Source organism: Pseudomonas sp. GW823-FHT03E05, from assembly GCF_058796855.1.
Map to the genome: position 1 here is coordinate 47448 of NZ_JBXAJB010000004.1, position 12583 is coordinate 60030.

Sequence of the window (12583 nt, forward strand, 5' to 3'; positions counted from 1 at the left end):
CAAGATTGCCCGGATCGCGGCAACCAGTGCCTTGGTCGCAGCCCGGCTTCAGGCATTTCAGGCGACGGCCGCCCTGGCGCAATTTGCCAAGATCAGCCCCCGGCAAATCGTTACACTGCGCAGGTGGCGCATCACGGACGTGCCCGTAGACCTTTCAAAACAGCGTGGAAGCAGGAGAGTTGCGTGCTCAAGAAACTGGGAATCAAAGGCCGCGTACTGTTGCTGACCTTGTTGCCAACCAGCCTGATGGCTTTGGTGCTGGGCGGCTACTTCACCTGGATGCAGCTCTCGGACCTGCAGACCCAGCTCCTGCAGCGTGGCGAGATGATCGCGGAACAACTGGCCTCCCTGGTGGCCCCGGCCATGGGCAACCACAACACCCAGATGCTCGAGCGCATTGCCACCCAGGCGCTGGAACAGCAAGACGTGCGCGCCGTATCGCTCCTTGCCCCGGATCGCAGCCTGCTGGCCCATGCCGGCCCCAGCATGCTCAACCCGCCTCCCGCCGGTAACAGCAGCCACATGATGCAACGCTCCGGCAGCGACGCGACCCGCTATCAACTGCCGGTCTTCGGCCGGCACCGCAACCTGGCCGGCGACCTGATTCCCGATGAGTCCGACCGCCTGCTGGGCTGGGTGGAACTGGAGCTGTCCCACAGCGGCATGCTGCTGCGCGGCTACCGCAGCCTGTTCGCCAGCCTGCTGTTGATTGCCGCCGGGCTTGCCGGCACCGCCCTACTGGCAGTGCGCATGGGTCGCACCATCAACAACCCGCTGACCCAGATCAAGCAGGCCGTGGCGCAACTCAAGGACGGCAACCTGGAAACCCGCCTGCCACCCCTGGGCAGCCAGGAGCTGGATGAGCTGGCCTCGGGCATCAACCGCATGGCCAGCACCCTGCAGAATGCCCAGGAAGAATTGCAGCACAGCATCGACCAGGCCACCGAAGACGTGCGCCAGAACCTGGAAACCATCGAGATCCAGAACATCGAGCTGGACCTGGCGCGCAAGGAGGCCCTGGAGGCCAGCCGGATCAAGTCGGAATTCCTGGCCAACATGAGCCATGAAATCCGTACACCGCTCAACGGCATTCTCGGCTTCACCCACCTGTTGCAGAAAAGCGAGCTGACACCACGCCAGCTGGACTACCTGGGCACCATCGAGAAATCCGCCGACAGCCTGTTGGGCATCATCAACGAAATCCTCGACTTCTCGAAAATCGAAGCCGGCAAACTGGTGCTCGACAGCATCCCGTTCAACCTGCGGGACTTGCTGCAAGACACCCTGACCATCCTCGCTCCGGCCGCCCACGCCAAGCAGCTGGAACTGGTGAGCCTGGTCTATCGCGATACGCCGCTGTCGCTGGTGGGCGACCCGCTGCGGCTCAAGCAGATTCTTACCAACCTGGTGAGCAACGCCATCAAGTTCACCCGCGAAGGCACTATCGTCGCCCGGGCCATGCTGGAAGAAGAACACGAAGACAGCGTGCAACTGCGCATCAGCATCCAGGACACCGGTATCGGCCTGTCGAACCAGGATGTGCGCGCCCTGTTCCAGGCCTTCAGCCAGGCTGACAACTCGCTGTCGCGGCAACCCGGCGGCACGGGACTTGGGCTGGTGATTTCCAAGCGCCTGATCGAACAGATGGGCGGCGAGATCGGTGTCGACAGCACCCCGGGCGAAGGTTCGGAGTTCTGGATCAGCCTCAACCTGCCGAAAACCCGCGACGACGCCGAGGACCTGCCCGGCCCGCCGCTGCTGGGGCGGCGCGTGGCGGTACTGGAAAACCACGAGCTGGCGCGCCAGGCCTTGCAACACCAGTTGGAGGACTGCGGCCTGGAGGTGACCCCGTTCAATACCCTGGAGGCCCTGACCAACGGCATTACCGGCGTGCACCAGAGCGAACAGGCCATCGACCTGGCGGTATTGGGCATCACCACCAACGACATGTCGCCGGAACGCCTGAGCCAGCATATCTGGGACCTCGAACACCTGGGCTGCAAGGTCCTGGTACTGTGCCCGACCACCGAACAGACACTGTTCCATCTGTCGGTGCCCAACCCTCACAGCCAGTTGCAGGCCAAGCCCGCGTGCACCCGCAAGCTGCGCCGGGCCCTGTCCGACCTGGTGACCCCGCGCCGGGCTCGCAGCGAACCGGAGGAAACCCTTTCCAGCCGCGCGCCGCGAGTGCTGTGTGTCGATGACAACCCGGCCAACCTGCTGCTGATCCAGACCCTGCTGGAGGACATGGGCGCCAAGGTGCTGGCGGTGGACAACGGTTACGCCGCGCTGAACGCGATCCAGACCGAACCCTTCGACCTGGTAATGATGGACGTGCAGATGCCCGGCATGGACGGCCGGCAGAGTACCGAGGCGATCCGCCAGTGGGAAAGCGAGCGACACGGTACGCCGCTGCCCATCGTCGCCCTTACCGCCCACGCCATGGCCAACGAGAAGCGCGCCCTGCTGCAAAGCGGCATGGACGACTACCTGACCAAGCCCATCAGTGAGCGCCAACTGGCCCAGGTGGTGTTGAAATGGACCGGCCTGGCCCTGCGCAACCAGGGCCCGGAGCGGGCCAGCGAGCGCCCGGAACTGGGGCTGGAACTGCAGGTACTGGATCAGGACGAAGGCCTGCGCCTGGCCGCCGGCAAGGCCGATCTGGCGGCGGACATGCTGGCCATGTTGCTGGCATCCCTGGACGCTGACCGCGAAGCCATCAAGGCAGCGCGGGCCGCCAATGACCAGAACGCCCTGATCGAACGGGTCCACCGCCTGCACGGCGCCACCCGCTACTGCGGTGTGCCGCAATTGCGCGCCGCCTGCCAGCGCAGCGAGACCCTGCTCAAGCAGGAAGATGCCAAAGCCTTTGCCGCCCTGGATGAACTGGACCACGCCATCGGCCGCCTGGCTGCCGAAGCGCGGACCAACGCCTGACCCAGGGCAAGACCTGCCCGGCGCCCAGCCGCCATGCTGGGCGCCCCGAACAAGGATGCAGCCATGCGTACGATTCTTTTCAGCAGCCAGAACTACGACCGCGAGAGTTTCCTCGGCGCTCAACGGCCAGCAGGCATCGAACTGCAATTCCAGGCCGCACGCCTGAGCCTGGATACCGCCGCCCTGGCTGAACGCCATGAAGTGGTCTGTGCCTTTATCAACGACGACCTCAGTGCCCCGGTACTGGAACAGCTGGCTGCCGGTGGCACCCGCCTGATCGCTCTGCGCTCGGCCGGCTACAACCACGTCGACCTGAGCGCGGCCCAGCGCCTGGGGCTGGATGTGGTGCGGGTCCCGGCCTATTCCCCCCATGCGGTCGCCGAACATGCCGTGGCCCTGATCCTGGCGCTCAACCGCCGCCTGCACCGGGCCTACAACCGCACCCGCGAAGGCGACTTCACCCTGCACGGCCTGACCGGCTTCGACCTGGTGGGCAAGACCGTGGGCATTGTCGGCACCGGCCAGATCGGCGCCACCTTCGCCCGGATCATGGCCGGCTTCGGCTGCCAGCTGCTGGCGTACGACCCCTTCCCCAATCCCGCCGTAGAAGCCCTCGGTGCCCGTTACCTGGACCTGCCCGAGCTGCTGGCCCAGTCGCAGATCATCAGCCTGCACTGCCCGTTGACCGAGGACAGTCGTTACCTGATCAACCAGCAGAGCCTGGCCCACATGCAACCGGGAGCAATGCTGATCAACACCGGGCGTGGCGGCCTGGTGGACACCCCGGCGCTGATCGAGGCGCTCAAGAGCGGCCAACTGGGCTACCTGGGGCTGGATGTCTATGAAGAAGAGGCGCAACTGTTCTTCGAGGACCGCTCCGATCTACCCCTGCAGGATGACGTGCTGGCGCGGCTGCTGACCTTTCCCAACGTGATAGTCACTGCGCACCAGGCGTTCCTGACCCGCGAAGCCCTGGCGGCCATCGCCGAGACCACCTTGCACAACATCGCCAGCTGGGCAGCTGGCCAGCCGCAGAACCGGGTCCACGGCTGAAATCCGCGCCACGGGCTGATCGAAGGTCACCTGCCCGCAACCTGCGCCGCAGGGGCCCGTGCTAGCATACGCGGCAGATTTGGAGGACCCATGGTCGAACACGATTTCCGCTACAACCTGATGAACCCGCAACATACCCTGATCGAATGCCGTGCCCTGGTGCCCGGCCGCTATCAAGTCACCGGCAACGGTGGCTCGATCCGTACCGACGACGTGCTTCTGGTCACCCTCAAGGGCAGCAAGGACCTCTCCATGCGCCTGACCGTGGACACCGTGCGCCACTTGATCAACCCCGTCGGCCAGTGGGTCGCCGTGGCGCGTGGCCCGGTATTCGGCGAACTGGCGATCCACCAGTGGCAGGTCAATTGCGACAGCTGCGACGCCACCCTGGACTTCGAGTTCGCAGTGGATGCCAAGCTGGGCAGCAAGGCCCAGAAGCCTGCCGCCAGCGCGCGCATTGCCGAGCTCGGCTGGCGTAGCGAGGGTGAGCATCACCGCTGCCCGAAATGCCAGCAGGCCGGCCAATGAAACGCCTGATACTGACTGCGGCGCTGGGGGCCGGCCTGCTGGGCTGCGCCGCCGAGCCGCTGAAGTTGCAGCAGGACCGCAGTTACGTCCTGGAATGGATTGGCGAGCGTCCGCTGATCGATTACAGCCACCTGACCATCACCCTTGGCGAGGACGGTCGGGCCTATGGCAATGGCGGCTGCAACCACTGGTTCGCGCCCTACACCCTGGACGGCGAAAAACTCAGCTTCGGCAAGGTCGGCAGTACCCGCAAACTCTGTGCACCGGCGTTGATGGAGCAGGAGCGGCGCTTCCTTCAGGCGCTGGAAACCGTTGAGCGCTGGGACATCTCGCCGATCGAGCAGGTGCGGTTCTGGCCTGCCGAGGGCAAGCCGTTGCGCTGGTGGCTGGAAGAAGGCTGATAGTGCGCTAGCCGCTGCCGAGCCCGCGAGGCTGCGAACGGGACTCCAGGATGTTCCTGGATGAATCTCTGGCGAGTTTCAGGCCCCCCGCGTCACTTGAGGGCGCCCGCACTGCGCGGCAGCGGCTCCAGATCCTCGCGCCCTCAATGCCCGCGCAAGGCCTGCAGTTTCGCCAGCACGCCGGCTGCAGTCTGCTCGCCCATCATCTGCTCACGTACCTTGCCCTTGTCGTCGATGATGTAGGTCACCGGCAGCGCCTCGCTGCGTGGCAGATCGAAGAGCTCCGCGGGGTTCCGTGCCAGCACGGTGAACTTGATCCCCAGCTTCTCGCTGGCGCTCTTTAGCTCTTCACCCTGCACATTGTCGAAGTTGACCCCCATCACCGATGCCGACTGCCCCTTGAGCTGCTCGTTCAGGGCGTTGAGCTCCGGGATCTCGGTACGGCAAGGCCCGCACCACTCGGCCCAGTAGTTGAGCACCAGCCACTGCTTGTCGATACGCTCGGCGGCGACTTTCTGGCCATACTGGTCGACCCCGTAGTCATTGCCACAGCCGCCCAGCAGCAGGGTTGTAATGATCGCCAATACCGCCGCCAATTGCCTTGCCATGCGCTGTTTCCTGTCTTGAAAGATGTCTTGAAAAATAACCGTCGACCCAGGGTCGCTGCGACCTAACGACTCCCAAGGTTCAGGAGTGCCCGTCGCGCGGGTAGAATAGCCGCCACCTTACGCAAGATGCGACCCGCACATGAACGATCTGACGCTTTATCACAACCCGCGCTGCTCGAAATCCCGCGGTGCGCTGGAACTTCTGGAACAACGCGGCCTGGCCCCGACCGTGGTCCGCTACCTGGAAACCCCACTGGATGCCGCCCAGTTGCGCAGCCTTCTGGCCAAGCTCGGCCTCAACGCGCGCCAGCTATTGCGCACCGGCGAGGACGAGTACAAGACCCTCAACCTGGCCGACCCGAGCCTCAGCGAAGAGCAACTGGTCGCCGCCATTGCCCAGCACCCGAAACTCATGGAGCGGCCGATCCTCGAAGCCGGCGACAAGGCCATCATTGGCCGGCCGCCGGAGAGCGTGCTGGAGATCCTGCCTTGAGCGCGCCCTATATCCTGGTCCTGTACTACAGCCGCAACGGCTCGACCAACGAGATGGCCCGGCAGATCGCCCGCGGCGTCGAGCAGGCCGGCCTGGAGGCTCGTCTGCGCACTGTCCCGGCGATCTCCGCGGAATGCGAGGCGGTCACCCCGGACATCCCCGACAGCGGCGCCCTGTACGCCAGCCTCGACGATCTGAAGCACTGCTCAGGCCTGGCCCTGGGCAGCCCGACCCGCTTCGGCAACATGGCAGCGCCGCTGAAGTATTTTCTCGACGGTACCAGCAACCTCTGGCTGACCGGTGCCCTGGTGGGCAAGCCTGCCGGCGTGTTCACCTCGACCGCCAGCCTGCATGGCGGCCAGGAAGCCACCCTGCTATCGATGATGCTGCCATTGCTGCATCACGGCATGCTGATCACCGGCCTGCCCTACAGCGAGTCGGCCCTGCTGGAAACCCGCGGTGGCGGCACGCCGTATGGCGCCAGCCACCATGCCGGAGCAGATGGCAAGAGCCCACTGGACGAACACGAGATTGCGCTGTGCCGGGCCCTGGGCCTGCGTCTGGCGAAAACCGCCCTGCGACTGGAGAACGGCCGTGGCTAAGAAGCCGAAGATCCTGCCCCCGGTGGAATGGCTGGAGCCCCGGGTCCGCCTGATGCGAATCCTCAGCCTGGTCTGCTTCTTCGGCCTGGTGGGGCTGCTTTGCGGGTATTACCTGCTGGTGGCCGATCTGCACGGTGCCCGCCCCTGGGTCATCCTGCTGATCGAGCTGGTGCCGCTGCTGCTGATGGCCCCCGGCATGCTCAGCGGCAGTGCCCGTGGCCATTCGTGGATGTGCTTCGTGGTCAACCTGTACTTCATCAAGGGCGCCCTGGCGGCCTACGACCCGAACCGCCAAATGTTCGGCCTGCTGGAGATGTTCGCCAGCCTGGCCGTGTTCACTTCGGCGCTGCTCTACGTGCGCTGGCGCTTCCAGCTTAATCGCCGGCTCGCGGGCGAAGGCGCCAGCCCGGCCTGAATCCGCCCCAGGTTCCCCGGCTCCCGGGGAACTTGTAATGCCGCCAAAGGCCCCAACCTTGGTCAACAGACTTTCCGACCCTCCCGACCGTCCCGGAGCAGGCATGCACGATTACAAATGGCTGAATGAATACTGTCTCAACCGCTTCGGTTCCGCTGCGGCCCTGGAAGCCCAGTTGCCCACCCCGGCCAGCGACGACTACCTGCGCGCATTGAGCGCCGACCGCTACCTCTCGACCCTGGCCCTGCGGGTTTTCCGCGCCGGCCTCAAACACAGCCTGGTGGACGCCAAATGGCCGGCGTTCGAGCAGGTGTTTTTCGGCTTCGATCCGGACAAGGTGGTGCTGATGGGCGCCGAGCACCTGGAGCGGCTGATGCAGGACACGCGGATCATCCGCCACTTGGGCAAGCTCAAGAGCGTGCCGCGCAACGCGCAGATGATCCTCGATGTGCAAAAGCAGCACGGCAGCTTTGGCGCCTTCATCGCCGACTGGCCGGTGCAGGACATCACCGGGCTCTGGCAGTACCTGGCCAAACATGGCAACCAGATGGGCGGGCTGTCTGCCCCGCGCTTCCTGCGCATGGTGGGCAAGGACACCTTTATCCCCACCTGGGACGTGGTCGCGGCCCTCAATGCCCAGAACATCATCGACAAGGTGCCCAGCAGCAAACGCGACCAGGCCCTGGTGCAGGAAGTATTCAACCAATGGCAGCAGGAGAGCGGCCGGCCACTGTGCCAGCTGTCGGCAATGCTGGCCTACACCGTCAATCACTGAGCCGCCCGCTCCCCGGCATCACTTCCTGCCCGAAACAACGGGCAGGAAAACCTCCCTTCTCATGCCCGCCCTCCAGCCCAAGCTGACAATAAGCTGAACTAAACGCGAGGATTTTTCATCCGCTGTTTTTTATCGGCTAAAGTTCGCCTCGCACTTGCCTCAACGATAAAAACGAAACTCCGGGAATAACCTCCCGAAGCCATCTGACGTGCATAACCGGATAACAAAGCAGCGTTCGGGCCAACAACCTGAACAAAGGCTGTCCGGTTTTAAAAGAACTGCCGTCGCCCATTCGTTTTTTTCACATTGCTTTCACTCTTCGCCCACCTGGCCCGACCTAAATTGGCCCCCAGTTGCAGTGCGGGCTCCAGTGGCTGCATGTCGTTCGTCTTCAGCGCACCAGTTCCAACCCGAACAACCAACACTCGGCAAAAACCTACTCAGGTACACCACGTGCTCAACACCGCTGAATCCGGCACTGGCAACAAGCCCCCCCGAACCTGGCGAATCGTCGGCGGCGTCTGTGCGGCGGCCCTGGCAATCCTGGTCAGCGGCTTTGTCCTGTGGCCCGTCACGCCTCGCGACCTGGGGGTCGGCAACCAGATGCAGCAGGCCAACATCTACCGTCACTGGCAAGGGGGCGAAGTGATAGTCCTGGTCCGCCATGCCGAGCGTTGTGACCGCTCCGCCACCCCCTGCCTGGGGCCCGCCGATGGCATTACCCAGCTCGGAAGCCACAGCGCCAGCGACCTGGGACGAGCCTTTCGCACCCTGGGCATGGCCGCCACCGATGTCATCAGCAGCCCCGCAACCCGTACCCGGCAAACGACGGAATTCATGTTCAACGGTGCGGCGCAGACCCAGGACTGGCTGGCCACCTGTGACGAGCATTTCCAGCAGACGATCAAGGCGCACAAATCACTCAAGCGCAATCTGATCCTGATAACCCACAGCGACTGCATCAGCAGCCTGGAACGCCAGCTGGGCTACCCGCACGCCCTGGCCAGCGAATACACCAGCTCGCTGTTTATCACCCTGGATCCGCAAGGCCACATGCAAGTACTGGGAACCCTGGATGCGGGCAGCTGGCAGCACGTACTTGATCAACCCCTTGAGTAACTTGTAACTATTTTTAACAACATGCCAACAGACTTTATTAGGGGAAGCGACACACTTGCCGGCTAATTAATTGACTTAACAAGTTTCTGTACTAATAAGAAACGGACAGCCGCATTTATGAAAAAACTTCTCAAACAAATGAATGCTGCCCGCTGAAACTTCGCGAACTTGGAAAAGCCAGCAGTTCCACAAAATTGACGCTTTGTCAGCAACCCCCAGCAAATAACGAAATCGCTATCGGCCAATGACTTCGAGGATACAAATGCACCGCACTTCGCCGCCTCCCGCTTATGGAACAAGCGCCCCGCCGTCCGGCTTTACCCTCGGCGCAAGTACAACCAGCACTCTCCAGCGCTGGGCACTTCCTCTGTTGCTCGTGGCCTTCGGCCTGTTCTACCTGCTACCTCTGACCAGCCACGGCCTGTGGATTCCCGACGAGACCCGCTACGCCCAGATCAGCCAGGAAATGCTGCTCAGTGGCGACTGGGTGGCGCCACACTTCATGGGCATCCGCTACTTCGAGAAGCCCATCGCCGGCTATTGGTTGATCGCCATCGGCCAGGCGGTCTTTGGCGACAACCTGTTCGGCGTGCGCATTGCCTCGGCCCTGAGCACCGGCCTGAGCGTACTGCTGGCCTACCTGATCACCCGCCGCATGTGGAACGACCCGCGCAAGAGCTTCGCCGCCGCCCTGCTTTATATGAGCTTCGGCCTGATTGCCGGGCAAGCCGGATACTCCAACCTTGATCCGCAGTTCACCTTATGGGTCAACCTGAGTCTGGTAGCCCTGTGGTTCGCCCTGGACGGCCGAACCACCCGCGAACGCCTGCTGGCATGGGCCGGGCTGGGCGTCGCCTGTGGCATGGGCTTCATGACCAAGGGTTTCCTGGCCTGGCTGTTGCCGGTACTCATCGCCCTGCCCTACATGATCTGGCAACGCCGTCTGGGCGAACTGCTGCGCTACGGGCTGGTGGCCGTGCTGGTAGCGATCGGCATCAGCCTGCCCTGGGTATTGAGCATTCACGCCCACGAGCCCGACTTCTGGCGCTTCTTCTTCTGGCACGAGCACATTCGCCGCTTCGCCGCCGACAACGCCCAACATACCCGCCCCTGGTGGTTCTACCTGCCGCTGCTGGTGGCCTCCAGCCTGCCCTGGGCAGCCCTGTTGCCGGGCACATTCATGCAAGCCTGGAAAGACAAGCGCCAGGCCCCGACCGGTTTCCTGCTGCTGTGGCTCCTGCTGCCCCTGGCGTTCTTCAGCCTGAGCCGCGGCAAGCTGCCAACCTACATCATGCCGTGCCTGCTGCCGCTGGCCGTGCTCATGGGCAGCGCCCTGATCGACCGTATCAACGCCAGCCAGGGCCGGAGCATCCGCATCAACAGCCTGCTCAACCTGCTGATCGGCGTGGCGGCCATGGTGGCCCTGCTGTACATCCAGCTCACCCGGCCGGTCTACGGCCACAACGAGATGCTCGGCCTGTCCTTGGTGTTCATCATGCTGATGGGCTGGATCATCGCCAACCTGCTGCCGGCCGCCCGGCCGCTGCAGTACTGGGCGGCCCCGGCCCTGGGCATCTGGTTGCTGGTGGCCCTGCTGCCGGCGGGCATGCCGGGGTTCATCGTGCATAACCAGATGCCGGACCAGTTCATCAAGGAACATCTCGAGGAGCTCAGGCAGACCAAGACGCTGCTGAGCAATGACCTGGGCGCCGCCTCGGCCCTGGCCTGGCGCCTGCAACGCCCGGAGGTGACGCTGTACAACACCGAGGGCGAATTGAAATATGGCCTGGCTTATGCTGATTCGGCGCAGCGCAAGGTAAGCATGGCCGAGGTCGGGCAGTGGGTCAGCGAGGCCCGCAAACAGGGTTCGGTGGGTGTGGTGATGCGGGTCAAGGACGTGGTGGAAAGCGAGGAAGTGGCGCTGCTGCCGCCCGGAGGCAAGCGCTATGAGGAAGGCAATATGCTGGTCCTGATCCTGCCACAAATCCAACCCTGACCCTGGGTACCCTTGTAACGACAGCGCCGACCAAGGTTGGCGCTGGCTTTTCTTCACGCTTCGATGCCCTGGATGGCTGCGACTTTTCCCACCGCCGCTCTGGAAATCCATCTATGAATCTGTTTCGCAGCGAACGCAGGGCCCTGGCCCTGCTGCTCGGCGTGTCTGCCTTGATCCTGCTGCTGGGCCTGGGCTCCCGTGAACTCTGGGGGCCGGAGACCCGCTGGGCCAACATCGCCTTGCAGATGTTGCAGAGTGGCGACTATTTCGACCCTTACCTCAAGGGCGCTCCCTACTACGACAAGCCGCTGCCCTCCTACTGGCTGATTACCGCCAGCGCCTGGCTGATGGGGGGCCTGGGGCACTGGTCGCTGCGCCTGTCCTCGGTGATCGCCGCATGGCTGAGCATCTGGCTGGTTTACCTGATCGGCGAACGGCTGTTCCACAAAGGCACTGGGCTGATCGCCGGCTGGATGCTGGCCACCACCTTCTATTTCGCCTTCTGGGCGCGGGTGGCCACGGCCGACATCCTGACCGTCTGTGGCGTATTGGCTGCAGTGTGGTGGTACTGGCGCGGCCCGGAAGATACCCGCCTGGGCCGCTATACGGTGTTCTTCCTGATACTGGCGGCGACCTCGCTGCTCAAGGGGCTGATCGGCTTCGTCCTGCCGGGGCTGATCCTGTTGCCACACCTGCTGAGCCAGGGGCGCTGGAAACGCCACCTCAACCTGCGCCTGTTGCTGGCCTTGAGCATCGCCGCGCTGTTCTACATGGTGCCCTTCGTTCTCTCGCACCTGTACGGCGCTCCCAGCTACGGGGAAAGCGGCCTGAGCCTGGTGTTTCGCGAGAATGTGGTGCGTTTCTTCAACCCCTTCGACCATGTCGGGCCGATCTACACCTACCTGATCTACCTGCCGGCCTATACCTTGCCCTGGGCGCCCTGCTGGATCCTCGGCCTATGGCTGGCGGCCCGGCACTGGCGCCAGTTGCAACCCAATGAACGCTGGCTGGTGTGGGCCCTGGGGCTGCTGTTCCTGTTCTTCACCGCCAGTGGCAGCCGGCGCAGCTATTACGTTCTGCCCCTGGTGCCCTTCGCTCAGTTGCTCGGTGCCTGGTGGCTCAACCGTCGGCTACAGCTACGCCAGGCCGCCGGCAAACCCGTTTCCCGTGGCTGGCCCCTCGGCTTCTCCTATGCGGCCCTGGTCATGCTGCTGGTGCTGGGGGTTGCCTACCCCTGGAGCAACAGCGGCGGGGGGGTGATGCAGTTCAGCGCCGATACCCGGGCCGCCGCGAGCCGGATCGCTCCCTGGAATCAATGGCGGATGGTCATGGTGGAAATCGATAACAAACTGCCGATGTACCTGCAGAACCAGGGCGCACCCTTCTACTACGTGGCAGAAACCGCGGATTTCCCGCGTAACGGCAGCAGCGCGGACTTCATGGCCTGGCTGGACAAGACCAGTGGCCAGCACTGGGACCCGCAGCGCACCCTGATCTTCGTCCAGCAGAGGCACGATGAACCGCTGATGCTGGGGTATCTGGGCGAGGATCATCAACTGGTCCGCACCACCCCGACCAACGGTGAGCGCCTGGCCAAGAAACCGGCGCAAGGCAGCGTGGCCTTCATTCCTCGCATGCCGGGGAACTGAATGACCG

Annotated in this window: 12 protein-coding genes; 11 read left to right on the forward strand and 1 reads right to left on the reverse strand. The window is 63.8% G+C overall.

Annotation, left to right across the window (positions count from 1 at the left end; genetic code table 11):
- Nucleotides 1-183 precede the first annotated feature (183 nt).
- The 4 genes from AC1RCO_RS17005 to AC1RCO_RS17020 all read left to right on the forward strand — a co-directional run bounded on the left by AC1RCO_RS17005 (nucleotide 184) and on the right by AC1RCO_RS17020 (nucleotide 4919).
- Complete coding sequence (locus AC1RCO_RS17005) at nucleotides 184-2937, forward strand: response regulator (RefSeq protein WP_011062714.1); 2754 nt, start codon at nucleotides 184-186, stop codon at nucleotides 2935-2937.
- Between the two features lie 63 nt (nucleotides 2938-3000).
- The gene (locus AC1RCO_RS17010) at nucleotides 3001-3990 is read left to right on the forward strand and encodes a 2-hydroxyacid dehydrogenase (protein ID WP_041752476.1); all 990 of its coding nucleotides are present in this window, start codon (nucleotides 3001-3003) and stop codon (nucleotides 3988-3990) included.
- A gap of 90 nt (nucleotides 3991-4080) precedes the next feature.
- Entirely contained in the window at nucleotides 4081-4518 is a 438-nt protein-coding gene (locus AC1RCO_RS17015; RefSeq protein ID WP_011062716.1) for a hypothetical protein, read from the forward strand.
- On the forward strand, nucleotides 4515-4919 hold the full coding sequence (locus AC1RCO_RS17020; RefSeq protein ID WP_019094589.1) for an META domain-containing protein: 405 nt from the start codon (nucleotides 4515-4517) through the stop codon (nucleotides 4917-4919). The genes AC1RCO_RS17015 and AC1RCO_RS17020 overlap by 4 nt, the downstream gene beginning before the upstream one ends.
- A gap of 143 nt (nucleotides 4920-5062) precedes the next feature.
- Here the strand turns inward: AC1RCO_RS17020 and AC1RCO_RS17025 are convergent, their stop codons facing one another.
- A complete protein-coding gene (locus AC1RCO_RS17025; RefSeq protein ID WP_011062718.1) occupies nucleotides 5063-5527 on the reverse strand; it encodes a TlpA disulfide reductase family protein in 465 nt (154 codons plus the stop codon).
- A gap of 139 nt (nucleotides 5528-5666) precedes the next feature.
- Here AC1RCO_RS17025 and arsC point away from each other — a divergent pair, with 139 nt between their 5' ends.
- From arsC to AC1RCO_RS17060, 7 genes are all read left to right on the forward strand, one after another.
- The gene (gene arsC, locus AC1RCO_RS17030; RefSeq protein ID WP_492617887.1) at nucleotides 5667-6020 is read left to right on the forward strand and encodes an arsenate reductase (glutaredoxin); all 354 of its coding nucleotides are present in this window, start codon (nucleotides 5667-5669) and stop codon (nucleotides 6018-6020) included.
- Nucleotides 6017-6622 (forward strand): NAD(P)H:quinone oxidoreductase, encoded by a 606-nt coding sequence (gene wrbA, locus AC1RCO_RS17035; protein WP_041752480.1) that lies wholly within the window; start codon nucleotides 6017-6019, stop codon nucleotides 6620-6622. The genes arsC and wrbA overlap by 4 nt, the downstream gene beginning before the upstream one ends.
- Entirely contained in the window at nucleotides 6615-7037 is a 423-nt protein-coding gene (locus tag AC1RCO_RS17040) for a DUF2069 domain-containing protein (protein ID WP_077934632.1), read from the forward strand. The genes wrbA and AC1RCO_RS17040 overlap by 8 nt, the downstream gene beginning before the upstream one ends.
- A gap of 103 nt (nucleotides 7038-7140) precedes the next feature.
- Nucleotides 7141-7812 (forward strand): DNA-3-methyladenine glycosylase I, encoded by a 672-nt coding sequence (locus AC1RCO_RS17045; RefSeq protein WP_011062722.1) that lies wholly within the window; start codon nucleotides 7141-7143, stop codon nucleotides 7810-7812.
- Nucleotides 7813-8265: 453 nt separating this feature from the next.
- Nucleotides 8266-8931: a lipopolysaccharide core heptose(II)-phosphate phosphatase PmrG gene (pmrG, locus tag AC1RCO_RS17050; RefSeq protein ID WP_492617888.1), complete on the forward strand. Its 666-nt coding sequence runs from the start codon at nucleotides 8266-8268 to the stop codon at nucleotides 8929-8931.
- Nucleotides 8932-9175: 244 nt separating this feature from the next.
- Complete coding sequence (gene arnT, locus AC1RCO_RS17055) at nucleotides 9176-10927, forward strand: lipid IV(A) 4-amino-4-deoxy-L-arabinosyltransferase (protein WP_492617889.1); 1752 nt, start codon at nucleotides 9176-9178, stop codon at nucleotides 10925-10927.
- Nucleotides 10928-11040: 113 nt separating this feature from the next.
- Nucleotides 11041-12576 (forward strand): ArnT family glycosyltransferase, encoded by a 1536-nt coding sequence (locus AC1RCO_RS17060; RefSeq protein WP_492617890.1) that lies wholly within the window; start codon nucleotides 11041-11043, stop codon nucleotides 12574-12576.
- Nucleotides 12577-12583 lie beyond the last annotated feature (7 nt).